The sequence below is a fragment of the Sphingobacterium sp. PCS056 genome (assembly GCF_023273895.1).
In the GTDB taxonomy this organism is placed as follows: domain Bacteria; phylum Bacteroidota; class Bacteroidia; order Sphingobacteriales; family Sphingobacteriaceae; genus Sphingobacterium.
Genome location: NZ_CP096883.1, coordinates 1,520,295 through 1,542,618 on the forward strand (window position 1 = coordinate 1,520,295; position 22,324 = coordinate 1,542,618).

Below are 22,324 nucleotides of genomic sequence, written 5' to 3' on the forward strand. Positions count from 1 at the left end.
GATGCTGATCGCAAGAACAATTTTAGGCACTATCGGGAATGAACCACAACCATTGGAGGTCGATTTCCTCCAACTGGAGTGGTTCGATACCACAAAGAGGATTATCAGAGCGATGACGGTGGGAGGACGTGAAATCGGTTTCAAAAATTCAACCAACCGACAGTTGTCGGATGGTGATCTGCTGTATCGCGATCCAGATTTGGAATTCTGTATTGTGGTCAAGATATTGCCTTGTTCTTGCCTTGTTTTTAGAGCTGCTACCCCCAGACAGATGGCCTACGTATGCTTTGAAATTGGAAATCGGCATATCCCCATTTTTATCAATGAGCAGCAAGAAGTCATTACGGCATTTGAAAAGCCGCTGTTTGACTTGTTCATCCGAAGGGGTTTGCAACCTACGATCGAGCATCGGGTGATCGAAAGAACAAGTGCCTGGATGATCCATCCATATAAGCCTGTACAGAAAAAAATTAGTTTACGACTATAACAAGCATATGAATCCACTATTAACGCTGCTCCAGATTAATGATTCGGTATTTCCTATTGGCGGATTTACGCATTCCTATGGATTGGAGACTTACATTACGAAAGAGATTGTCCATGATAGCAAATCGGCAGAAGAATATGCGGTCACGCTACTGGAACATAATTTTTATTACAATGATGCTGCTTTTTTTTCCAAAGCTTGGGAGCTCTGTGCAAAGCGAGCATCTCAAAAGAAAATAGCTGAACTAGACGCTTTGGTCACGGTACTAAAAGCGCCGTATGAAATACGGGAGGCCAGTAGAAAATTAGGGCTTCGTTTTTTGAAGCTAACGGAAAAATTACATCCTATAAAACGTTGTTCTGCTTATCTCAAAGCCATTAGTAGCCATGCCCTTCATGGCCATTATGCTATCGCTTTTGCGATGTATGCACAGGCCCTAAACATCAGTTATCAAGATGCCTTAAGTGCGTTTTATTATAACGCTCTCAATGGTATGGTCACCAATTGTGCTAAGCTTGTGCCTATCAGTCAGATGGATGCGCAGCAGATTCTGTTCAAGCTGCAACCTGTGATCGATCGTTTGGTGGCGGAGCAACCTCATCTGAGCGATGACCTGATCGGAAACTGTTGTGTAGCGCAGGATATACGCTGCATGCAACACGAAAAATTATATACACGAATTTATATTTCTTAATAAAAATGGCAACAAGAAACTACGTTAAGATAGGAGTAGGTGGACCTGTTGGGTCTGGTAAGACAGCGCTGATCGAACGGTTGGTGCGATCGATGTCGGACGACTACAGCATCTGCGTCGTCACCAATGATATTTATACGCGTGAAGATGCTCAATTTCTTCAAAAAAACTCCGCTCTTCCTGCTGATCGGATTATTGGGGTGGAAACCGGTGGTTGTCCGCATACGGCGATACGAGAGGATGCTTCCATGAATATTGAAGCGGTGGAAGAATTGGCAGATCGCTTTCCAGATACGGAAATCATCTTTGTGGAAAGTGGCGGGGACAACCTGACTTCAACCTTTAGTCCTGATCTGGCAGACCTGAGTATTTTTGTGATCGATGTGGGTGAAGGGGAAAAAATGCCACGTAAAGGTGGACCTGGAATAACCCGTTCCGATCTATTGATCATCAATAAGATCGATTTGGCTCCTTATGTGCATGCCGATCTGGAAGTCATGCGTCGGGATACGTTACGTATGCGTGGCGAGCGACCGTTTATTTTTACCAATCTGATGACCTTAGAGGGTTTAGAAGAGGTGAAAAACTGGTTAAAGAAATATGCACTATTAGAAGAATAAGAAGATGGAAAGTGTCATTCAGCTACATGTAGGTAAAGAGGGCAGGTATAGTGTCTTGAAAGAAAGTGGCCACAATGCGCCTTACAAACTCACCCATTATGGGGCGCCTCGGCTCCAGGAGCATCTGGAGATGATCATCATGAGTGCGTCGCCCGGTATTATGGATGACGATACGCTCGACATTGCGATCCAAATGAAACCCGATACGCAGTTAAAGCTGTTTACACAGTCTTTTAATAAATTACATCCCATGAAACGGGGTGCGCGCCAGACAACGGTGGCACATATCGATGATGGAGCTGTTTTTTATTATATCCCTCATCCGGTGACGCCCTTTAAGGACTCCATCTTTAAAACGGACAATAGCCTGTATTTGACTGGTGATGCGGTGTTGATCTGGGCCGATATTATTGCTGCTGGAAGGATTCACATGAAAGAAGCTTTTGTTTTTAACAGCCTCCATAGTACCACAAAAATATACCGCAATAATGTTTTGATCTTAATGGATAACCAGTTTTTATCGCCGACTAAGCAACCGATAAAAAATCTGTTGTTCTTTGAGGGCTATACACATCAAGCGACCTTTCTCTTCTCGGCACCTTTTGCCAAAGAACTAAAAGCCGAATTGGATGAAATCCTGACCCTCGAATACAGCGATATTACCTATGGTTTTACGCAGGCAGCGGATGATATCGTGATGCTGCGTGCTCTAGGACATGATGGTGAATTGCTGTATGATTTTATGGGGATGCTGGGACAGCTGTGCTGGGATTTTACGCAACACATGCAAGAGGAAATGCGACTGAAACAGGAGACAGATCAACATGCGGCTGAAAATTTAGAAAAAGCTGAAGTAACTGCGTCGACAGATTTGAAAATAGAAAATTTGAATGAAGAGCATACTATGCTGTTAACCAAGCCAGCCAAGAAGCGTAAGGTAGCGAAGAAAGGAACTGCTATAGGAAATTCGGTGATCAAAAAAGTTCAGGTGAAGAAAATAGGAGCAGGCCATTAAGATCAGTATGCTTATTATAGAAAGAGATCAAAAACAGATTTCACCATCGAGCTCGGCAGTGATCGATATACTGCATATTGATTGGTATGAAGTCAGCAAGACGGTTCTCAGTCGACAAACGGAAGGAGGGCGTCTTGTTCGCTTATATCGTGCTGGTGCTCCACGACTTGAAAACGGAGAGATTATTTATTCTTCTCCCGAACTTAATATTCAGATACAGATCAAACCCTGTACCTGTATCATCCTTAAAACAGATGACCTCAATACCATTGCTCATTTTTCCTTTGATGTGGGGAATAGACATTTACCGTTATTCTGGTTTGAAGATGAAGTGGTGCTTGCATATGATGGACAGCTATTTCCTGCTTTAAAGGAGCAATATGGTGATCGTGTACTACTCGATATGCGTGTACTTTCGCCAGCTTTTGCTTTGCAGAACTTTGGTCGGACAACCGTTAGGTAAATGATCTGTGCCAGATCCCTCTATAGGTGCTGCTCAGGTATGGGTTATAAAAATAGCTATTAAAACTGATGCTGTTTTTCTTGTTTTTTTTCTTTGAAAATCGATAGGTAGACCATACCTAGGTAAATTTGTTTCATGAGTTTATTTTTTACGTTTGTTACATACGTTGATGTTGTGAATTAATTAATCATTAATTAATTAAAACCCTTTAGTGAGGCTTTTGATTGCATTTAAATCGTGATGTAATGGTATTACGAGTATAAATTCAAAAATCAACTTATTTTTTTCCTTTTTAAATGCTATCTTTAATCAAAAGTATAGGTGTTCAATAGTAAGTTTAAACAACAAGTTTAAATATTGAATATATATGCGCTAACCAGTATCTAACTTAAGCGTAACGTATCATGATAAAAGTGGGCATAATTGATAGTGACGAGCAATCAAGAATAAACATAAAAAAAATCCTAACTGAAAATTGTCTTCATGGTCATTCGGTTTCATTACAAATCTTATTTGATACAGCAGGTGGAGTGATGAAAAGCGTGCATCAGGTCTCGTTACCGGATGTGATTATATTGGATATCGAACATCAGGATGTGACGATCATCGAGCAAGTCAATCGACTGTATCCAAAAACAGAGATTATTGTCTTGACACAATTGGCCGATGTAAAGACCGTTCGTAAGTCTTTTCGAAATGGTGCTGTCAGTTATGTTTTAAAAAACACGTGTATGCCATACTTGATCAATGCAATTGTCATCACGTTAAATCAGGGTTCGTTCGTCAGTCCGACGATCAACAGAGCTTTAATCGAGCAGGCTTTTAGTTCAAAAAAATACGAAGACATGCTGACCGCTCGGGAGCTTCAGATTGCAAATGGTATTGTCGAAGGTTTAAGCTATAAACTGATCGCTCAACAGTACCATATTTCATTGGATACGGTTCGTATCTATATCAAACGGGTTTATCGTAAACTCAATATTAATAGCAAAGGTGAGCTGATCGCTCAATTGTCAGCCTAATGGTCAATTCGTTACATGAAGATGTGACTTGAGTTATTTCTGACTGACCGAATTTAGATTGATTTTTGTTATTATTTGAACCTCCTGATATGCGAATGAAGTGTTTGTGGACTTTCTTGCTTCTGATGTGCTCTTCATTTGTTTTCTTATCCGAAGCGAAAAGTCAGCAAAACTTTGATGTGGAGTATCGTTTGGAACAGGACAGTATAGCCGTGATCCAAAACCACACATTTGCCAACAAGATCTCCATACATAACCGTACCGATAAAACCATTGAACTGATCCCCTTAGCTCAAGGTACCCTATCTTTGTCTGGTTTAATCAAGCTGCCGCAAAAAATCATCTTACAGGCTAACGAAGAAAAAAGTTTTCCGATTAAATATATGGCCGACCGAAATACGTTGAAATTTAATAATCAAGCTTTCACTTTCGGATTTTCAAGCCCCGACAATACGCTCCGAATACCGGATCCTGTTACGTTTTACACCATATTTGATCAGGAACGGTCGCTTATATTACAGGCAGATCAACCAGAATATTATTTGGATCAGGCCACTAATCAGGTGCAGTTTCGGATTCTGGCCTCCAATGCGGGGCTCGTGCCCATTACTTTTAAGCTACTTTTCTCAGGATTTCCGCCAGGTTTTGAAGTGATGGGGGAAATCTTACCGATCACCCTGCAGCCTGGAGGGCAGGTACTGCTCCCTTTTACGGCACGAATGCAATCTAAAAGCAGGTTTGATGATGTGGATATTGCCATGCAGGGACTCGATGAGATGGGCCAAGCATTGACCAGTAGTCGGATTCGTATCCTACAGGTGGGGAGTGTGAAACGGTTTGGAGCTGCTCCAAACTATGGAAATGAAGCTTATAATAATGCCGTCGCATTGCGCTACACCAGTATGGATAAATATAACTCCATCTATCAGCTGCAGGGGTATGGTGATCTTGACATCACTCCAGATAAAAAATTAAATTATCGGCTTAATCTAGATTATTATCAAGATCAAAAAGCTTTTAATAGCTACGATACCTATATCGACTATCAAGCGAAAGATTGGGCCATCAAATTGGGTAATATTTATGAAAATCTGGATCAAACAATCAATGGTAGAGGAGTAAAAGCCAGTTATAAATTGGATAAAAATCGTTCTATTAGCCTTTATGGAGTAGAAAATAACTATATGCTCTTTACACAGCTCAACAATCTGATTCCTGGTGCGCATATTATTGGTGCCAATTATACGATTCGAACCAGTCAAAATCAGGAAAGTAATTTGACTTATCTGCATAGCGACCATGATTATCGTCAGATCAATAGTGATCAGATTAATGGGAAGACGATCATCCCAATCGGTTCAAATCAACAATTATGGGTAGAAGGAGGCTATAGTACGGAACGTGCTGATCAAGGAGGAAGTAAACACGCTGTCGCTGCGGGTGCCAATTACCAGTACCATACAGAACATGTGCAAATCACCAGTATGAATTATTACAGTTCGCCATATTACACGGGGCTGCGTAGGGGATTGATCCAAAGTGATACGCGCATCACTAAAATGCTGCAAGATAACAGCAGTATTGCTGCGCGCGTGAGTTATATGGATAATAATCCAAAATACCAGCGCACAGATCGGGATTATTTTTTTGGTAATCCCAATCGCATCGAGATCTATGAACTGGGCTATCATACCGCAGTTGGAAAATTGCAGTTGGATATTAGACCTTATATCATGTTTCAAGAGGCGACGATTCGCGGGTTGGGCCTCTGGGGGTCGAGACCAGAAAGATGGAAGTCGAGCGCCATTAGAGCGATAGGAGATGTGAGTTATTTTAGCTCCAAGCATCGCTTTTCCTTGAGAACGGATTATGGTTATACTTATCGCAATACATCCAATAAACCGATCAGCCCATTTCATTCTTTAAGATTATCGGGTAGTTACACTAATGCTTATTTGGGTTTTAATACCTATATCCAGATCAATCCTTACTATTTGAATGATCTCATGGCAAGTACGCCAGATGCCAGCTATAGGATCTATTCTTTTGGACCTAACACGCAGTTTACGGCATTTAAGGGAAGTTTGCAGGCACAGTTGTCGACCATGTACAGCTATTACGGATTTTCACGAAGCAACAATTTGTCGCTCAATGGAAATGCGAGGTGGCTGTTTAGGGACAATTGGAGTTTAACGGCAGATGTATTTTATAATATGATCCAAAGTCGTGTTCCCTTATATTTTCAACTAGACCCCTATGCGTATGAAACTTCTTCGTTCAACAATAGGCAGATTCGGTTAGGTATTGAAAAGAAATTTGTGTACTGGAATAACAATAAGGGCCATAAATTGCAGCTGCAGTTTTTTGACGATCATAATCAGAATGGTATTGCGGATGCGGGAGAACTCAAACCTGAGGGTCTTGTGGTTAAGATTGATCAGGATGTGGCGCGTACAGATGCAAAAGGTCAGGTCACATTTTTGAATATGGCGACTGGATCGTATGCTGTTCAAATCGAAAATAATCAGGGATGGGTGGTAAAAGCTCCGATGAATATCATATTGACAAAAAATCAACGTATAGCGGTACCCTTAGTTAAAACTCGAGTGGTAAAGGGTAAGATCACACCGATCGCTGATAAATACTTGCAAACTAGTCCAGAACTCTCTGGAATACGTGTGCATGCCGAAGACCAACAAGGTAACAGCTACCATACCCTCAGCGATGCAAAGGGCAACTATATGTTCTTCTTGCCTGTGGGGCATTATACCGTATCCATTCCAACAGCGGGAATGGCTTTCACGATTGAAAATCCAAGTCAGGAAATTCAATTGACAGATGAACAGGTGATTTATCTGCGGGATTTCAACTATAAAGATGGACGCAGGAAAGTGGAAATCAAACGTTTTTAAGGGGCAATAAAACTAAATATAATGTTGGTCGAATAGATTCCCGATGGTTTGTTCAATAATTTAGAAGTTTCTGATGCGGGAATACTATAACGGATGCTTAACGAGCGGTCGATCGTAGGATCTGCTGCATTGATCAACTGTTGTGCTGTGCTGGATAACGTGACTGTCTGCATGCCTGTTTCTCCCGGCATCGGGCCAATGCGCATGACATTGAGGGGGATGCTGTTGACTCCGGAAGCAAACGATGCCGATGTAGCCCGAACATAGAGATTATAGGGTGTCGTTTTACTGAGTTTCAAATGCGCAGGCATATCGAGGTTGACACCATTTTTATATTGGTTCGCATTGGTGAAAGATAACCCTACCGTTTGTTGATTAGCGATCAATTCGCCGAGATCGCTGACGACAACCTCTAGTGTTCCGACACTTTGGGATTGTAAACTTCCTGTTGGATAGGCTGCGGAAGTTTTGTTCCAGGTATACGTCAGGGGTATGGAATAGGTACCTGCTTGTACAAATCGCGTTTTCAATTGTGCAGCAGTTATGGAAAATGCATAGTTTAGAGCTTGTGAATTGCTTGTGGGTACAACGATACCTGTTGAATTAGTCAGCGGCTGGCTCGTTGCCGATAAAGCAATTGCTGTAGCGGTAGCGATTCCTGTTAAAGTCGTACTAACAGTGGATACGGGTGATAACGGCAATGTGTTGTAAGTCAAGGCTGTTGAAAAGCTGAAATTGCTACCTCCTGTTTGCAAATTGGGAATATAGGGTACAGTATGAGCTAAGGTCATGATTTTATTGGCACTGATCCCGGTTGGAGACCGATAGAAGCTTAGGTTGTTGACTAAGATGCCAGTCGTTCCTGCGGTATTTTGCGCTGTGATAAAAGCGGGAACAACAATACTAAATGCTTGGGTGGCGGGACTCATGGCATTTCCGCCTAGAAGTCCGGGCGCGGTCAGGGCGATATCGGTACTATATGTACCTGCTACCCATGTAAAGCTGGAAGTCGTCAGACGCAAGTTGCTCAGAACAGTTCCTGAAGCGAGGCTGGCAACGGCCACATACAAGGACTGTGTAGCGGTGGTAAGTGAGCGTTCTGTACTGCCGCCCAGCACCGATACGCCACCGATGGTGGAAATTTTAAAGTTGGCTAGCGCTAACGGGGCAGGCCCTACGCCACCTAAGATATTACTTAAAGTCGCATTATTGGATTTAATGCCGATATTGGGCAATAAGGTGATCGCACTGTTAAATTGTCCTAAAGTAATACTTTGTTGATATTCTGTCCTTGCTGTAATATTCGCTTCGGGCAGATTCACCGAAATTTGAGCTTGTACAACCATAGGGCACAAACTGACAGCGATGAAAAGGCTGATCTTAGTATGTAATTTCTTTTTCTGCAATTTTTAGATCGTATTGAGCACCGGCATCTAAGATGGCTACCGCAAGGTAACGGCCTTTGAGGGTTGCCGGTAGATCGAGTTGAATCCATTGTTCTGCGTCCGGTAACATCGCAACAGCAATTGATTTGACCGGAATCTCCTCTCCAGTTTCGATATTGGTCAGTTCAAATCGTACGTAGGCATCTTTATTTATCTGCCCCGTATTTTTTACTTTTACCATCATTTTCCTGACCTGTTGATCGGCTTCTTTGCTGACGATACCTTTATCTTCAAAGGCTAAAAACAGGAGATCTCCTACCGGTAAACCGACGGGAACATGATAGACCTGAATGCCAAATTCTAAAAGTATATTCATATTGACACCTTGTGGTACATCGGCTTTTTGCTCTTTGACCTGAGTGAAAAATAGCATGCTATTGGTCAAGGCTAGCGATTTATTTTCTTTCGGGATGGTCATGGACAGGTTCACGCTTTTTGTTTCTCCAGGAGCTAAGCGGATACTATTGTCGGAAAGAGCAAGCCAGGAGCCATTGGATTGTTTGCGTTGATCTACCGGAAAATATTGTTTGATCCCCAGTGAATCGCGGTCCCAATCTTTGATACTGGCCACAAAGTAAAATGTTGAAGTGGAGGCATTGCTAAATGAAATGGTCTGACTGACTGTTTGCCCTACTTCCCCTTTAAAAAATATACGGGAAGGTGAAACAGAAATACCCTGAGCAAAGGCCAGGGTATTCAGGTATACTAAAATTAGAGATAAATAAAACTTCACAAATTAAAATGGAATATTAAGGTTTTTAATTTTTTTTATAATTGTGTTGCGGTATACGTAACGGTAGTGGTATAGACCTCCTTGGGTAAAGCCACGAGTGTCGTTGCCGTTGGAATGGTATAAACCACATTGTAAACGGCAGTCGTCGTTGGATCAGCTTCTTCGACTAAGGGTTGATCCGTTTGACTAAGGGTTACTGTGCTTAATGTTCCGCCATTGGCAGTTGTAGGATCTACGCTAACATTGACCACGCCCAATGCGGGTAAATTGGTCGTATTAGAGCTGTTGGAAGAAGTGAATAATCCATTGGCCTGTACGGAGATATCGTAAGGCTTATTGCTAATGACCGTCAGATGTGAGGCTTTTGTCACCGACTTTGGTGCGGCATATTCTGCTGCTGTAGCATACACAAAGTTGACGGTTGGAGATGCGTCCAAAGCGATCGAAATAACAGAGGCCTGCAGATCAATGTTAACAGTAACAGGATTTGTACTTGCAGATACCTGTGCTTTTGCTTGATGGCCTAGGCATATTGCTGCTAAGGCAAATAGGGTAAATATTAGGTTTTTTCTCATAATGCTCACAATTTATTAGATGCTTAAAATTAAGCATTAAGAGAGGCATATCCTATGCTGTACAGTCACATAATGATGTTATAAAGAAGGTTAGATGGTTAGGGAGTTAGAAGGTTAGAAGGTTAGGGAGTTAGATGGTTAGATAATTAGGGAGTTAGAGCTATTGGTCACTAGTCACTCCGTTACTCCTTTACTGCGTCACTCTGTTACTCCTTTACTAGTCACTCCGTTACTCCTTTACTGATCACTGCGTCACTCTGTTACTCCGTCACTAGTTCACTGGTCACTAAATCACTAGGTACTTGGTCATCGTACGCTAATGGAAGTGATATATAGACCCTAAGCACATCTGCAGTTGAATTTTCAAACTTAAGACTGCCACCTACTCGCTGTAATAAATCTTTGCACAACGACACTCCAAGACCAGTTCCGGTATGATTTGCTATTTTTTTATATTCCCAGCTGTTTTTATTATTCAGGTTGGATATGGTGGAGTCGGAGATATGGTCTCCTTTATTTTCAATAAATATTCTGAACGCATCTCGTTCACTTTCTACTATACCGATCCTTATTATTCCTCCAGTATGAGAAAATTTGATCGCATTACTCATAATATTCCGGATCACAAAGCAGAAGATGTCTCGACTCATATGCACCTCTAACTGTGTCGGAACAGTGTTGTTGATGATCAAATTTTTCCTATCCAGATTACATTGAAATAAGGATAATATAGTATCGATCTGCTCTAAAATAGAAAAGGTTTCTTTATTTTCTAAATTATCTCTCAGTTGTGATTCTGCCCATAACAAAACTTCGTTCAACATGTTTTTGGATAAGGTTACCTGCTGTCCCAATGCTTCAAAAACTTGTTGCAGTTCGGATTTTGTCATAAGTGATAAGTCTTCCATTTGTAGCAACATATCCATGGATGCAAAGGGGGTGCGCAAATCATGGGAAGCGATGGAAAGTACTTTTGTTTTGAAAAATTCTGACGCCTTTAATTCCTTAATATAACGTATGATTTGGTCTCCTTGTTGCTTAAGCTTAAGATTTGTTTCTAATAATTTTAATTTCTCGTGCTTCAGCATACGATTTTTTTGAATCAAGAAATACAGTAAAATTCCAATAATAATTTTGCTGACAATAATGGCAACAATGAGGAGCTTTATAATGGTTTGATCTTGCATAAATTCCTTTCTAAACGTCATTGATATCACGGATTAGCTCATGAGATAAATGCGAGTTGTATTCAATAAATTAAAAAAATAGATAGGAGTTTGATTGTGTTTTTGTAAAATTAATCAAAATAATCTTAGGGTAAATATAGGGCTTTTGAATTAAATTCGGGAATCCTTTTAATGTGAAAACAAAAATATTTGGAGCGAAATATAATGGGAATTACTTTGTGACTATTTAAGGTTAGAAAGTTAGGAGGTTAGAAAGTTAGGAGGTTAGAAAGTTAGACCGCTTTGTCACTGGTTACTAGGTTACTTCGTTACTAGATCACTTTGCCACTGGTTACTAGGTTACTTCGTTACTAGATCACTTTGTTACTGGTTACTTCGTTACTGATCACTTTGTTACTGGTTACTTCGTTACTGGTCACTAATCACCATAAGTTTCTTGTAGAATAAATTTTATTGCTTCTCTAATGCGGTTCATGCCTTCTTCCTGCGTAAGGTCGATTTCGCAAAATGTACTGTCTGTTGTCTTGGTATGGAGTACTAAGTAATAAATTCCGGCAATCAATAAACTGGTCACAGCTCTTAGATCCACTTGTTTGTCTTTTAATTCTTCATCTGCAAAAGGAAAGAATAATGCGCTTACATCATCTCTTGCTTGCGATAGTTGGGACATCATTTCCGATCGTTCACTGAGTTGCCACAGGATTACCTTTTGCATTTCTTCGTTAGCACTAAATTGTACGATCTGATCCAGTAACATGTGTTCGAGCAAGTGACGTGAGCTTGTTTGCGCATTGTTTTTAAATAATGCTTCAGCACTATCGCTCGCAACGATCCAGTAATCTTTTGTTTTAATATAGGTTGCTATTAAGTGATCAATGTGTCCAAAATATGCTGAAATAAGTTTCCGGTCTACCCCTGCAGCTTTTGCAAGATTGGTGGGCGTTAGACCGGTATAGCCTTTTGCTGCTAATACGGTACCAACAGATTGTATGAGTTTCGACATCGTCCTACTTTTGTCGTTTTTTTCTCCTTGATATGTTTTTCTAACCATTTTAAGTAGTTTCGGATTCTTATGAGCTGCCTGGCGCAAGTTAACTCCATCTATGTAGACAATTGTGTGTACAGACTGTTTTAAAATATCACTGTAAATCACTTAAATATATACGTACAGTTTTATTTTTTTACGAGGTCTAAATGGCGTTGGCAGATATCTAAGTCAAACATATAAAAAATATTTTTCTAATCAACGATAATTATCGCATATTTAGGAAAATTATCATTTTACACCGTCTGAATTAGGCTTAATTGCTTTCCAAATTCATCTGTTTATTCTTTTTATTGAGGGATAATTTTAAAATATAAGATCTGTACGACTAATACAAAAAAGGGAGGGCTGAACGGATATTGTGGAGAGATCATATGCTGGGGCCGACGTTTTTTATTGACTTTAAAATTGGATTTTGTATTTATATTTCCTATTTTCAACTCTACTAAAACCTTTTAATTATGAAAATTGTCTCCTATTTGCTGACAGGTATTACTTTATTTATTGCAGAGGCTGTGTTTGCGCAGAAGAATCCTGTGTTCCCCGGTTGGTACGCTGATCCTGAAGGTATTGTTTACAACAAGGAGTACTGGATCTTTCCAACCTATTCGGCACCATATGAAGATCAAATATTCTTTGATGCATTTTCATCCAAGGATCTCGTGACCTGGAAAAAACATCCCCGAATTATCGATACGGCGGAAGTAAAATGGGCCAAGAAAGCGATGTGGGCACCTAGTGTGTTACAAAAAGATAATCAGTACTATCTATTTTTTGGAGCCAATGATGTACACCAGGGTGAAATTGGAGGAATTGGCGTAGCTGTTGCCGATAAACCTCAAGGACCGTATCAAGATGTACTTGGCAAACCGCTGATCAATGAGATCGTCAATGGTGCTCAACCCATTGATCAGTTTGTCTTTAAAGATAAAGATGGTCAATATTATATGTATTATGGTGGGTGGCAACATTGTAATGTGGTCAAATTAAGTGCTGACTTTAAAAGCTTAGTTCCTTTTGAAGATGGAACAATCTATAAAGAGGTAACACCTGAGAACTATGTCGAAGGACCATTTATGTTTATCCGCAACAATAAATACTATTTCATGTGGTCGGAGGGCGGATGGGGTCTTCCAAATTATAAAGTGGCTTATGCGATCGCTGATTCGCCATTTGGTCCATTCAAACGAATAGGAACGATCTTAGAACAGGATCCCGCTATCGCAACTGGCGCTGGTCATCATTCTGTCATTCAAGTGCCAAACAAAGATCAGTATTATATCGTGTATCACCGGAGACCATTGGGCAAAACAGGTGCAAATGAGCGGGAGACTTGTATTGATGTAATGACATTTGACGAAAATGGATATATTAATCCTGTAAAAATGACTTTTGAAGGGGTAAAACATAAATTGAAATAATACGACATGATCATTTGCTTGCTTTTATGACACCTATAAGCCTTGATGATGATCGCTTAGCTCTAGTATGGCCAATGAACGAGTTATGCACAATATGTTCAAATCAGGCTATATGTTGTGGAAACCAGATTTGTTATGCACAGCGGATTCGACATGTGTTGATAAAATAATAGATAACAGCGTTTCCACATTTGCTTTTGAATTATTTTTCGTCTTTTATTGACAAAATAAGTGTGTTATCCACAAAAATGCTATTTCATGCTGAATATGTACAGGATCGTTTATGCACATATTGTGAATAAACAAAGCTTATTTGTGTATAAACGCTATAGGCTCCTAAAGCGGATCGCGAGTTAAGCATGTATCATGTTATGTAGAGAGATATTGGTGAAAACTTTTATTCATTAGAAAATTGATGAATTTCTCCCTCCAAATTGTTGAATTACCCCCTTCCTTTAATCAGAACTGTTGATTAATATTGGACGATTGATTACCCTTTCGTTATACCTATTAAATAGCTATAACGAAAGGGGTAAATCTTCAGCCATGATAAACGCAATTGGCTTCTTAAATAAGTACTGATCAAAACAAATATATTTTTATGAAAAAAGCACTTTACTTTATTTTTCTATTGCATCTTGTCACGCAGGTAGGGGCGCAACATTTGCCGAAGAAGGGTTATACTTTAGTCTGGTCTGATGAGTTTGATGAAGAGGGATCTGTAAATAATCAAAACTGGCAATTTGAGAAGGGCTTTATGCGTAATCAAGAGCATCAATGGTACCAGCAAGAAAATATATCCTGTAAGGATGGCATATTGAAGATCGAAGCACGCAAAGAGGTTAAACCCAATCCCACTTATAAACCAAATAGTCAAGATTGGGCAACTTCACGTAAAGACATTAGCTATACATCTGCCTCAATCAATACTTCTGGCAAACATAGTTGGAAGTATGGCATATTTGAAATGCGCGCCCGTATTCCAGTAGGGAGTGGGTTGTGGCCGGCATTTTGGACATTAGGTGTAGAAAAAGAATGGCCTTCTAATGGTGAAATTGATATTATGGAATATTATAAGGGTGATATTCTTGCAAATATTGCTTCCGGTACGGATAAAAGATGGCAGGCAAACTGGCATAGCCAAAAAAAAGCGGTTTCCGAGCTGGGCGGAAAAGAATGGGCAATGCAATTTCATGTTTGGAGTATGTATTGGGATGAACATGAAATTGCATTGTATGTCGATGATATCCTGATGAATAAAGTGAAGCTGGATCAATTGGTCAATCGGGACGGGACAGGATTTAACCCTTTTAAACAGCCGCACTATATCTTGCTCAATTTAGCTTTGGGTGGAATGAATGGTGGCATTATTGATGAAAAATTGTTACCTGCAACTTATGAGATCGACTATGTGCGGGTCTATCAAAAGGGAGTTCAAGATCAGGAAAATACAGCATTTGTCCCAGGAAAGCTGTGGTTGGATGATCAAGGTAATTCGATCAATGCCCATGGTGGCGGAATTCTTTACCACAATGGCACCTATTATTGGTACGGTGAAAAAAGAGGGGGAACCGAATCACAGGGGGTCAATGTCTATTCTTCCAAGGATCTCTATCATTGGAAATTTGAAAAATTAGCTTTTTCACCTGCAGATGATCCCGGTAGTGATGTTGCATGGGGATGTATCATCGAACGCCCGAAGGTCATCTACAATAAGAAGACGAAAAAATTTGTGATGTGGTTTCATCTGGAGCTGAAAGATCAAGGTTATGCTGCAGCACGAGCTGCGGTTGCTATTAGCGATGCTCCTGCCGGTCCATTTACGTTGGTGGACAGTTTCAGACCAAATGGTCATATGTCACGAGATATGGGACTCTTTGTGGATGATGATGATGTTGCTTATCATATCTATTCTTCAGATGAAAACTATGAACTGCGTTTGGCAAAGCTTACGCCTGATTATTTAACTCCTACGACCGCGGATACATTATTGTTCAGAAATCATCGAGAAGCTCCGGCTTTGTTCAAATATAATCAGAAATATTATCTCTTTACAAGCGGCTGTACAGGTTGGGCTCCCAACAGGGCGGAACTACATGTAGCGGATCATCTGTTTGGACCTTGGACATCTTTAGGTGATCCGATGCGCGGACCCGACGCGCACATCACTTTTGATGCACAATCTACTTTTGTATTGCCTGTTGTAGGTAAGAAAAATGCTTTTATATTTATGGCTGACCGTTGGAAACCTAAAAACTTGTTGGATAGTCGCTATATCTGGCTCCCGGTTGATCTGCAAGATGGTAAAATAACCGTTCCGTGGAGAGACAAATGGAATCTTGATGGATTTCATTTTTAAATAACGGAGCCTCTAGGAGGTAGAGCGACTCATGGAGATAATGAACCTAACCTATTTTTTGGATCTATACGATCGCTTATCTTTACGCTTAAGAATCTAAACGCACCTCTCATCAATATTTAAATATTGACCCAAGGTATACGAATATGAAGTGAAAGTTGCCTAATATAAATTTCCATGGCGTGATGTATTTAAATTTATTTTAAAATGATTAAATCGTAAGCTATTTATGGATATAAACAAGTATGTAACTTTATATAAAAGGGTACTTATTCTTCTGAACGTGATGGTTCCTTTGTTGATTTTAAGTTGCCATCAAGATGTTAAAAATAAAGAGCGTGCAAGTACGGTTAAAGAAAGTCATGACTATCAGAATCTGATTGCCTGGGATACGCTATCTCCGGAGGATCGCTTGGTACAAATAAAAAATTATTTGACAGTACTGCAGCAAAAACCAAATTTTGCACAACAACCGCAGTACTGGATTTATAAATGTTTTCAGGACAAATCTTTGGGAAAAAGAGATTCCCTGCATATATACCTTTCAAAAATAGATTCGACTCAAAAGGATCGGGATCTGTATGCATTGCGTCAGTATTTAAGTTTGAGTATCAAAAATAGATATGATGAGATCAGTTCAGGAAAGCTCGTGGAGCAGATCATTTTGGAAAGACAGAAAATAGAGAAATCAAATTCAATTTTCTTATACCTCATGGATGATTTATTGGCCATGTCTTTTTACAATAATCATGAGGATCTGAAATCCCTAAAGTACGCTAAGCAATATATGGATAATCATCCATGGAATGCGCACAACCGGTTAAAACAACGCTACTATGATATCCGCTTTATGCTGAGTCAACGGTTAGAAAATACAACGGATATGCAAAATTATCTCGATAGTAGCCGAATGTTGGCGATTAGTATCAACGATAGTTTAGCCTTTATGCGAACAGTGGATTATGAGGCCCAGATGCATTCCGCCATGGGACGACCAGATGCTGCAGTTAAGAGTTTCCGTATTTTTTTTAATTACTTGAATCGCACGAATCGACTGGAATTCTATGTATTCAATAATCTTGCTCGCGCATTTTTAGATTTAAACCTTCCGGACTCGACCATTAAATATGTGCACATGAGCGAAGCATGGAAGGGCTGGAAAAAAGGGAGTTTTACCGCTAAGATTTCCCTATTGGACTTGTTAAGTGAGGCTTATCAAAAGAAAGGTGATTTTAAAAATGCTTATTTAGCGAAGACCAAACAGTATAATGAGTATATGAAGGTCACGACGGAAATGCAGAAGGAGAAAATTGAAGAAATAAGCACGAAGTATGAGACGAGAAAAAAGGATCAGGATATTGTGACGTTGAAAGAAACAAATCTGCTCAACAACAAGCTCTTGGTCCAGCAACGATGGATTTTTGTGATCTTATCCCTGTTTCTGATGATGATCCTATTGTATACCTATAAGTTATACAAACAGAAGTTGTTAAAAGCCAAACATGATCAGTTACTCATTGAAAATAAGCAATATATCTTAGAACAAAAAAATCGTCAGAACCAACTTAATCCTCATTTTATTTACAATGCGATAGCCAATCTACAAGGGCTCATCGGTGCAGATAAAAAGCAGGAAGCAAATACATACCTAGTTGCTTTGACTCGACTGATCCGTGATATTTTAGAGTTAAATCGGCATGATTTTATCACGCTGGAACAAGAAGTACGCAGTTTAAAAAACTATATTATTTTGCAACAGATGCGCTTTCATCATATTTTTGATTCCATCATTGATACGAGTGACCTTGATCTTGAAGATATACTGATCCCACCTATGCTGATACAGCCTTTTGTCGAAAATGCAATCGAGCATGGATTAAAAAATATTGATCATAAGGGATGGGTGAAAATAAGCTTTTATAAGAATAACGACTATCTACATGTGTGTGTAACAGACAATGGCGTGGGACTTAAGGAAAGTGCTGCTCATAAAAAAGACAAGAGATCCCTTTCTCAAGTGATTACCAAAGAACGCTTAGCTTTATTGTATACGGATGTTCAATACCAAGCTTCGTTAAAGATTTGCCCAAACTACAGAACATCAGGTGATGGTTATAAAGTTCAGATCTCACTTCCACTAAAACATGTGTTTTAATTATTATGGCTATGCTAAATGTTTATATCCTCGAGGATGAGTTGAATATTGTGAAATATATCTGGTCTATTTTAGATGAAATTCCATATGTCCGTATTGTTGGACATTCGGGTGAAATGGCCAAGGCTGAGCAGGAAATTTATGAAAAATCCCCTAATTTGATTCTTGCAGATATCCAGTTAAAGGATGGAGTCAGTTTTGAGCTACTGTCCCGATTGAATCTGGATGTACATCTTTTATTTATTACAGCTTATAGCCAGTATGCTATCGAAGCCCTCAATATTGGTGCTATAGGCTACCTTACCAAACCGATCGATGCCATTTGCCTGACGGAAACCATACAGAGATGTTTTGAAAAAACCCAAGAGTTTAAGTTCAATCAAAATCAATTGCTTATGGCAGATCGACATATGAAAACTCCGGCGATACCACAGAAAATTGCTTTAAAAACATTTGAATTTACCCAGATCATCAATATCGACGATATTGTCTATTGCCTAGGAGATAAAGGTTATACCACTTTTTTTATGCGTAGCGGGGATCATCTACTGGTATCAAAAGTGCTCAAGCATTTTGAAGGTATGCTACCCGAATCACAATTTATCAGATGTCATCAATCTTATCTGATCAATACGCATTATATCCATAAGTATTATAAGGATGGACAGTTGGAGATGCAGGATGGTAAGCTGATTCCGGTTTCCAACCGGAAAAGAGATATCATTGCGCAATATATTGATACCTTAAGCTAATCCGCTGTTTGTTTGAGGTTTTAATAGCAATAATATTCTATCGTGTGTTTCTATGTGTCAAATATTTTAAGAGGAGCAACGTTTATTGATGCGTACTTATCGGATTTATATCGGGACGAAAAGTTTAATTTCCAAGTCCGATATTTATGTAAGTTTTATTGACGAGGGGTAGCAAATCTGAAAAGCGCTATCCCTGTAGGCAATGAAAGTAGTGAAATCGGGCATTCAAAGTCTGAAATAATATGCGCAAATCATTTGTTCGCATAGCAAAAATGGACGAAGGTATAGGATGCTCTTGTTTCAGCTTGTTAAGTTCATATTTATACACATTAATAAAAAACACATTTATGAAAAAGCTAGAAAAATTAAACGCAAAAAGAATCGAGCACATTGAACAGGTTTTGGGTGGTAAACTCGCTTTTACATCTGATTTTGCAGTAGCAGATACGGGTGCTGGTGGTGTGCCGACGACAGAGCACAGACCAACAAAAGGACAATTGAGAGAGCATTATACTTGTGATCACACTCCAGATGTGAGTAAATAATTGAACCGATAGGTTTATTTTAGAACAAGTAATTTTTATTTTTTTTATTAACCAAGTTAAAAGAAATTGATAATGAAAAAGTTAGAAAAATTAAATTCCAAAAAAATCAAACAAACTGAAACTATTCAAGGTGGTGCAGGAATATTTGTTGATTTCTCTTTGGATGATAGCGGTAGTGTTCCTACAACAGAACATAGACCAACAAAAGGTAAATTAAAGGAACACTATTCATGTGACCATTCGCCTGATGTCAACTAAGCATTAAACTCTTTAGCTCGATCAGATGGATGAATGCGGTAGGTAGGCATTCATGCGTTCAGTTCATCCATTATGCTGAATGACTTGGCTAATGATCGGGCTTTAAAAGACTTCATTTTTTGAATAACTGATTCAAAAATGAAGTCTTCTTTTCGCTTATCCCATATCCTGCATATACTCAAAAATATGTGCTTCCCTTTCGGATATTGGTTCGCTGTTGACGAATATCAATAGTGCCCGTTATTATAGTAATGATATCTTATTTTCACGTGTTCAAGATGTATGCACCACCTGTATTATTTGATGGAAATAATCAGGATTAATCAGTTTAAATGAGTGGTATATTAATATTAAGTCAAGCGAGCTTGGAGAGTTCTACAGATTATCTCTGTAAATGGTTATTATACTATAAGATACCCTTTCTCCGCTTCAATGGAGAAGATCTATTTGCGCTTAATAGTTTGGTTGAGATACCTGATGATCAAGATTTTAGTATAGCTTGGTACAGGAGGAGAGTCGCTCAGTTTACGGATGTTGATTTAACCTTTAAACAAGAGAATCATGAAGCCAATACCGGCGTAAAGAAATTCTTAAATGATGAATTCAAAGCGTTACATGCTTACATCTTCCATAAGATATCGCTAAAAAAATGGATCAATAACCCATTTACAGTCACCACGCTGAATAAACTGCAAGTACTCAAGCTTGCAGAAAAGCATGGCTTGACGATTCCTTTTACCGAGATGGTCACCAGTCGTGCTGCTGTTGCAGCATTATTGGAAAAATATGAACAGGTGATTGTTAAGCCCTTCAGTGAAGTCATCTTTTTTGATACGACTGATGGTGATCATTTTAATATGTTGACCAAGGTTGTAAATGCCAAAAATATCCGCTATGTCCCCGAGCGTTTTTTTCCCTCGCTTGTGCAGCAGCATATCGTCAAAAAGATGGAGTTGCGGATCTTTTATCTTTTTGGAAAGTTTTACAGTATGACTATTTATTCTCAGAACAATAAAAAGACCCAGGATGATTTTAGAAACTATGACCATGTACGTCCAAATCGTACTGTACCCTATCAGTTGCCGGTAGGGATTGAACTGCAATTGCGTGCGCTTATGGAGGATCTGGAATTTCAAACAGGATCGATCGATATGATTTTAACACCTTCAGGGGAGTATATCTTTTTGGAAATAAATCCAGAAGGTCAGTTTGGGATGGTCTCTTATCCTTGTAATTACTATTTAGAAAAAGAAATGGCATTACGCTTTAAAGATAAAATTTCAGAAGAAATCGACCTGGGCTTAAGTAAGCATTCAAATGAAGTAGCCTGCCAGGATGATCCGGGCTTTAAGTTCAGGTAAAACAATGGATGATATATGAAAAATAGATTTGTAAAAAAATTGAAAAAAATGGACGGTCTGCCTCTTTCCATCTATTTTTTAGAAAAGGATAACAGTGTGGCCGAGAAGGGGGTCTTAAAAATGGATGCGGTACAGCAAATTAATTCGAAAGGATCCTTGTTGGTGAATTATTATAAACCCATTTCAAAATTATAGCATATGCCTTATTTAAATGTATTTTCAAACTGCAAACTCGTGAGGGGAAATGGGATGTCGCTGGTCTGCGATCTGCAGATGCGAAAATACTACCATATCCCAAACGATATGGTAGCAGTACTGGATTACTTGAGTAAGCATCCTGTGGAAGCATGTTATACCGAATTTGGCATCAGCAATAAGTCGACCATCAACTCCTATATTCAGTTTATGATCAAAAATGATCTGGGTTTTTTGGATGATCAGATCATGCCCGAATTAGTACCATTGTCTATGGAATGGGATGCTTTTTCGCCCATCACCAATGTGATCATTGAACTGGATCAAGCGCTCCATTATGAATCTGGGTTTATACAACAGTTGATTCAGTTGAATTTAAGTGCTTTGGAAATCAGATGCTATAACGAGATTACGTTTGAAAAATTAACTTCTTTTTTAACCCTATTCGATGCCAGTACTTTGACCTCCATTAAAATCATTTTAAAGTGGTCCCTCTGGTGTACAGAATCGGTCTTGGAAAAATTAGTGGATCAGTATTTACGTGTCCATCAGATCATGCTCCATACTGCTCCAAAAGATCAGGTTTTTAAATTTTTTGGCGATACAGTTTCTTTAATCTATAGTCAGGCCGTATTAGATTCTTGTTTGCAATGTGGCAATATACAACCGGCTTATTTTATGACCAATGTCGAACTTTTTACTGAGAGCCAACAGCACAATACCTGCCTCAACCGTAAATTGTCGATCGATCGAAACGGCTACATTAAAAATTGTCCCTCTCTGTCCCGTAGTTTTGGACATATTGACGACGCTCAATTGGATGCTGTATTGGCTGATCCTGCGTTTAAAGAGCATTGGTTTACGAAAAAAGATGATATCGCTGTCTGTCGGGATTGTGAATTTAGATATGTATGCACCGATTGCAGGGCATATGTGGAAGATCCTGAGGATCCTTATGCTAAGCCTTTAAAATGTGGTTATGATCCTTATGCCAATGTTTGGGAAGACTGGTCAACAAATCCGCTTAAACAACAGGCTATCGCTTATTATGGGCTGGAAACAAAAGCATTAGATTAAATC

At 39.3% G+C, this 22,324-nt stretch carries 21 protein-coding genes; 16 read left to right on the forward strand and 5 right to left on the reverse strand.

Going from position 1 to position 22,324, the window contains the following annotated elements; all coding sequences use genetic code 11:
• Position 1 precedes the first annotated feature (1 nt).
• The 7 genes from MUB18_RS06475 to MUB18_RS06505 all read left to right on the forward strand — a co-directional run bounded on the left by MUB18_RS06475 (position 2) and on the right by MUB18_RS06505 (position 7,213).
• Positions 2 to 487: an urease accessory protein UreE gene (locus MUB18_RS06475; protein WP_248755356.1), complete on the forward strand. Its 486-nt coding sequence runs from the start codon at positions 2 to 4 to the stop codon at positions 485 to 487.
• A gap of 7 nt (positions 488 to 494) precedes the next feature.
• Positions 495 to 1,181 carry an urease accessory protein UreF gene (locus tag MUB18_RS06480; protein ID WP_248755357.1) on the forward strand — a complete coding sequence of 229 codons (687 nt, stop codon included), beginning with the start codon at positions 495 to 497 and terminating at the stop codon, positions 1,179 to 1,181.
• A 5-nt stretch (positions 1,182 to 1,186) separates the two neighbouring features.
• Entirely contained in the window at positions 1,187 to 1,801 is a 615-nt protein-coding gene (gene ureG, locus MUB18_RS06485) for an urease accessory protein UreG (protein WP_248755358.1), read from the forward strand.
• A 4-nt stretch (positions 1,802 to 1,805) separates the two neighbouring features.
• Positions 1,806 to 2,816 carry an urease accessory protein UreD gene (locus tag MUB18_RS06490; RefSeq protein WP_248755359.1) on the forward strand — a complete coding sequence of 337 codons (1,011 nt, stop codon included), beginning with the start codon at positions 1,806 to 1,808 and terminating at the stop codon, positions 2,814 to 2,816.
• A 7-nt stretch (positions 2,817 to 2,823) separates the two neighbouring features.
• Positions 2,824 to 3,279: a hypothetical protein gene (locus tag MUB18_RS06495; protein ID WP_248755360.1), complete on the forward strand. Its 456-nt coding sequence runs from the start codon at positions 2,824 to 2,826 to the stop codon at positions 3,277 to 3,279.
• 404 nt (positions 3,280 to 3,683) lie between these two features.
• Positions 3,684 to 4,301 (forward strand): LuxR C-terminal-related transcriptional regulator, encoded by a 618-nt coding sequence (locus MUB18_RS06500; RefSeq protein ID WP_248755361.1) that lies wholly within the window; start codon positions 3,684 to 3,686, stop codon positions 4,299 to 4,301.
• A gap of 89 nt (positions 4,302 to 4,390) precedes the next feature.
• Positions 4,391 to 7,213: a hypothetical protein gene (locus MUB18_RS06505; protein WP_248755362.1), complete on the forward strand. Its 2,823-nt coding sequence runs from the start codon at positions 4,391 to 4,393 to the stop codon at positions 7,211 to 7,213.
• On the opposite strand, the gene MUB18_RS06510 is transcribed toward MUB18_RS06505, so the two are convergent.
• The 5 genes from MUB18_RS06510 to MUB18_RS06530 form a co-directional block, all read right to left on the reverse strand.
• Positions 7,210 to 8,619 carry a hypothetical protein gene (locus tag MUB18_RS06510; protein ID WP_248755363.1) on the reverse strand — a complete coding sequence of 470 codons (1,410 nt, stop codon included), beginning with the start codon at positions 8,617 to 8,619 and terminating at the stop codon, positions 7,210 to 7,212. The two genes, MUB18_RS06505 and MUB18_RS06510, sit on opposite strands and share 4 nt — an antisense overlap.
• Entirely contained in the window at positions 8,594 to 9,391 is a 798-nt protein-coding gene (locus MUB18_RS06515; protein ID WP_248755364.1) for a hypothetical protein, read from the reverse strand. The genes MUB18_RS06510 and MUB18_RS06515 overlap by 26 nt, the downstream gene beginning before the upstream one ends.
• A gap of 35 nt (positions 9,392 to 9,426) precedes the next feature.
• Complete coding sequence (locus MUB18_RS06520; protein ID WP_248755365.1) at positions 9,427 to 9,966, reverse strand: hypothetical protein; 540 nt, start codon at positions 9,964 to 9,966, stop codon at positions 9,427 to 9,429.
• Positions 9,967 to 10,226: 260 nt separating this feature from the next.
• Positions 10,227 to 11,174 (reverse strand): sensor histidine kinase, encoded by a 948-nt coding sequence (locus MUB18_RS06525; protein WP_248755366.1) that lies wholly within the window; start codon positions 11,172 to 11,174, stop codon positions 10,227 to 10,229.
• A 397-nt stretch (positions 11,175 to 11,571) separates the two neighbouring features.
• Positions 11,572 to 12,156: a TetR/AcrR family transcriptional regulator gene (locus MUB18_RS06530; protein ID WP_248755367.1), complete on the reverse strand. Its 585-nt coding sequence runs from the start codon at positions 12,154 to 12,156 to the stop codon at positions 11,572 to 11,574.
• Positions 12,157 to 12,659: 503 nt separating this feature from the next.
• On the opposite strand from MUB18_RS06530, the gene MUB18_RS06535 reads away from it, so the two are divergent.
• The 9 genes from MUB18_RS06535 to gwsS all read left to right on the forward strand — a co-directional run bounded on the left by MUB18_RS06535 (position 12,660) and on the right by gwsS (position 22,321).
• Positions 12,660 to 13,619, forward strand: a complete 960-nt coding sequence (locus MUB18_RS06535) for a glycoside hydrolase family 43 protein (RefSeq protein ID WP_045752771.1) — start codon at positions 12,660 to 12,662, stop codon at positions 13,617 to 13,619.
• A gap of 601 nt (positions 13,620 to 14,220) precedes the next feature.
• Positions 14,221 to 15,978 carry a family 16 glycosylhydrolase gene (locus MUB18_RS06540; RefSeq protein ID WP_248755368.1) on the forward strand — a complete coding sequence of 586 codons (1,758 nt, stop codon included), beginning with the start codon at positions 14,221 to 14,223 and terminating at the stop codon, positions 15,976 to 15,978.
• 229 nt (positions 15,979 to 16,207) lie between these two features.
• Entirely contained in the window at positions 16,208 to 18,133 is a 1,926-nt protein-coding gene (locus MUB18_RS06545) for a sensor histidine kinase (protein ID WP_248755369.1), read from the forward strand.
• A gap of 5 nt (positions 18,134 to 18,138) precedes the next feature.
• Positions 18,139 to 18,885, forward strand: coding sequence for a LytR/AlgR family response regulator transcription factor (locus MUB18_RS06550; protein WP_248755370.1), 747 nt, complete (start codon positions 18,139 to 18,141; stop codon positions 18,883 to 18,885).
• A 347-nt stretch (positions 18,886 to 19,232) separates the two neighbouring features.
• Positions 19,233 to 19,430, forward strand: coding sequence for a hypothetical protein (locus tag MUB18_RS06555; RefSeq protein ID WP_108158032.1), 198 nt, complete (start codon positions 19,233 to 19,235; stop codon positions 19,428 to 19,430).
• Positions 19,431 to 19,502: 72 nt separating this feature from the next.
• Positions 19,503 to 19,688, forward strand: coding sequence for a hypothetical protein (locus tag MUB18_RS06560; protein ID WP_094773116.1), 186 nt, complete (start codon positions 19,503 to 19,505; stop codon positions 19,686 to 19,688).
• Between the two features lie 332 nt (positions 19,689 to 20,020).
• Positions 20,021 to 21,049: a grasp-with-spasm system ATP-grasp peptide maturase gene (gene gwsG, locus MUB18_RS06565; protein WP_248755371.1), complete on the forward strand. Its 1,029-nt coding sequence runs from the start codon at positions 20,021 to 20,023 to the stop codon at positions 21,047 to 21,049.
• 15 nt (positions 21,050 to 21,064) lie between these two features.
• Positions 21,065 to 21,244, forward strand: a complete 180-nt coding sequence (locus tag MUB18_RS06570; RefSeq protein ID WP_094773118.1) for a hypothetical protein — start codon at positions 21,065 to 21,067, stop codon at positions 21,242 to 21,244.
• Between the two features lie 3 nt (positions 21,245 to 21,247).
• Entirely contained in the window at positions 21,248 to 22,321 is a 1,074-nt protein-coding gene (gene gwsS, locus MUB18_RS06575; protein ID WP_248755372.1) for a grasp-with-spasm system SPASM domain peptide maturase, read from the forward strand.
• The last annotated feature ends 3 nt before the right edge of the window (positions 22,322 to 22,324 follow it).

Excerpts from the sequence above, each read along its gene's own strand:
- MUB18_RS06475 (WP_248755356.1), top strand. The coding sequence starts at position 2 with ATGCTGATCGCAAGAACAATTTTAGGCACTATCGGGAATGAACCACAA.
- MUB18_RS06480 (WP_248755357.1), top strand. The coding sequence starts at position 495 with ATGAATCCACTATTAACGCTGCTCCAGATTAATGATTCGGTATTTCCT.
- ureG (WP_248755358.1), top strand. The coding sequence starts at position 1,187 with ATGGCAACAAGAAACTACGTTAAGATAGGAGTAGGTGGACCTGTTGGG.
- MUB18_RS06490 (WP_248755359.1), top strand. The coding sequence starts at position 1,806 with ATGGAAAGTGTCATTCAGCTACATGTAGGTAAAGAGGGCAGGTATAGT.
- MUB18_RS06495 (WP_248755360.1), top strand. The coding sequence starts at position 2,824 with ATGCTTATTATAGAAAGAGATCAAAAACAGATTTCACCATCGAGCTCG.
- MUB18_RS06500 (WP_248755361.1), top strand. The coding sequence starts at position 3,684 with ATGATAAAAGTGGGCATAATTGATAGTGACGAGCAATCAAGAATAAAC.
- MUB18_RS06505 (WP_248755362.1), top strand. The coding sequence starts at position 4,391 with ATGCGAATGAAGTGTTTGTGGACTTTCTTGCTTCTGATGTGCTCTTCA.
- MUB18_RS06520 (WP_248755365.1), bottom strand. The coding sequence starts at position 9,966 with ATGAGAAAAAACCTAATATTTACCCTATTTGCCTTAGCAGCAATATGC.
- MUB18_RS06525 (WP_248755366.1), bottom strand. The coding sequence starts at position 11,174 with ATGACGTTTAGAAAGGAATTTATGCAAGATCAAACCATTATAAAGCTC.
- MUB18_RS06530 (WP_248755367.1), bottom strand. The coding sequence starts at position 12,156 with ATGTCGAAACTCATACAATCTGTTGGTACCGTATTAGCAGCAAAAGGC.
- MUB18_RS06535 (WP_045752771.1), top strand. The coding sequence starts at position 12,660 with ATGAAAATTGTCTCCTATTTGCTGACAGGTATTACTTTATTTATTGCA.
- MUB18_RS06540 (WP_248755368.1), top strand. The coding sequence starts at position 14,221 with ATGAAAAAAGCACTTTACTTTATTTTTCTATTGCATCTTGTCACGCAG.
- MUB18_RS06545 (WP_248755369.1), top strand. The coding sequence starts at position 16,208 with ATGGATATAAACAAGTATGTAACTTTATATAAAAGGGTACTTATTCTT.
- MUB18_RS06550 (WP_248755370.1), top strand. The coding sequence starts at position 18,139 with ATGGCTATGCTAAATGTTTATATCCTCGAGGATGAGTTGAATATTGTG.
- MUB18_RS06555 (WP_108158032.1), top strand. The coding sequence starts at position 19,233 with ATGAAAAAGCTAGAAAAATTAAACGCAAAAAGAATCGAGCACATTGAA.
- MUB18_RS06560 (WP_094773116.1), top strand. The coding sequence starts at position 19,503 with ATGAAAAAGTTAGAAAAATTAAATTCCAAAAAAATCAAACAAACTGAA.
- gwsG (WP_248755371.1), top strand. The coding sequence starts at position 20,021 with ATGAGTGGTATATTAATATTAAGTCAAGCGAGCTTGGAGAGTTCTACA.
- MUB18_RS06570 (WP_094773118.1), top strand. The coding sequence starts at position 21,065 with ATGAAAAATAGATTTGTAAAAAAATTGAAAAAAATGGACGGTCTGCCT.
- gwsS (WP_248755372.1), top strand. The coding sequence starts at position 21,248 with ATGCCTTATTTAAATGTATTTTCAAACTGCAAACTCGTGAGGGGAAAT.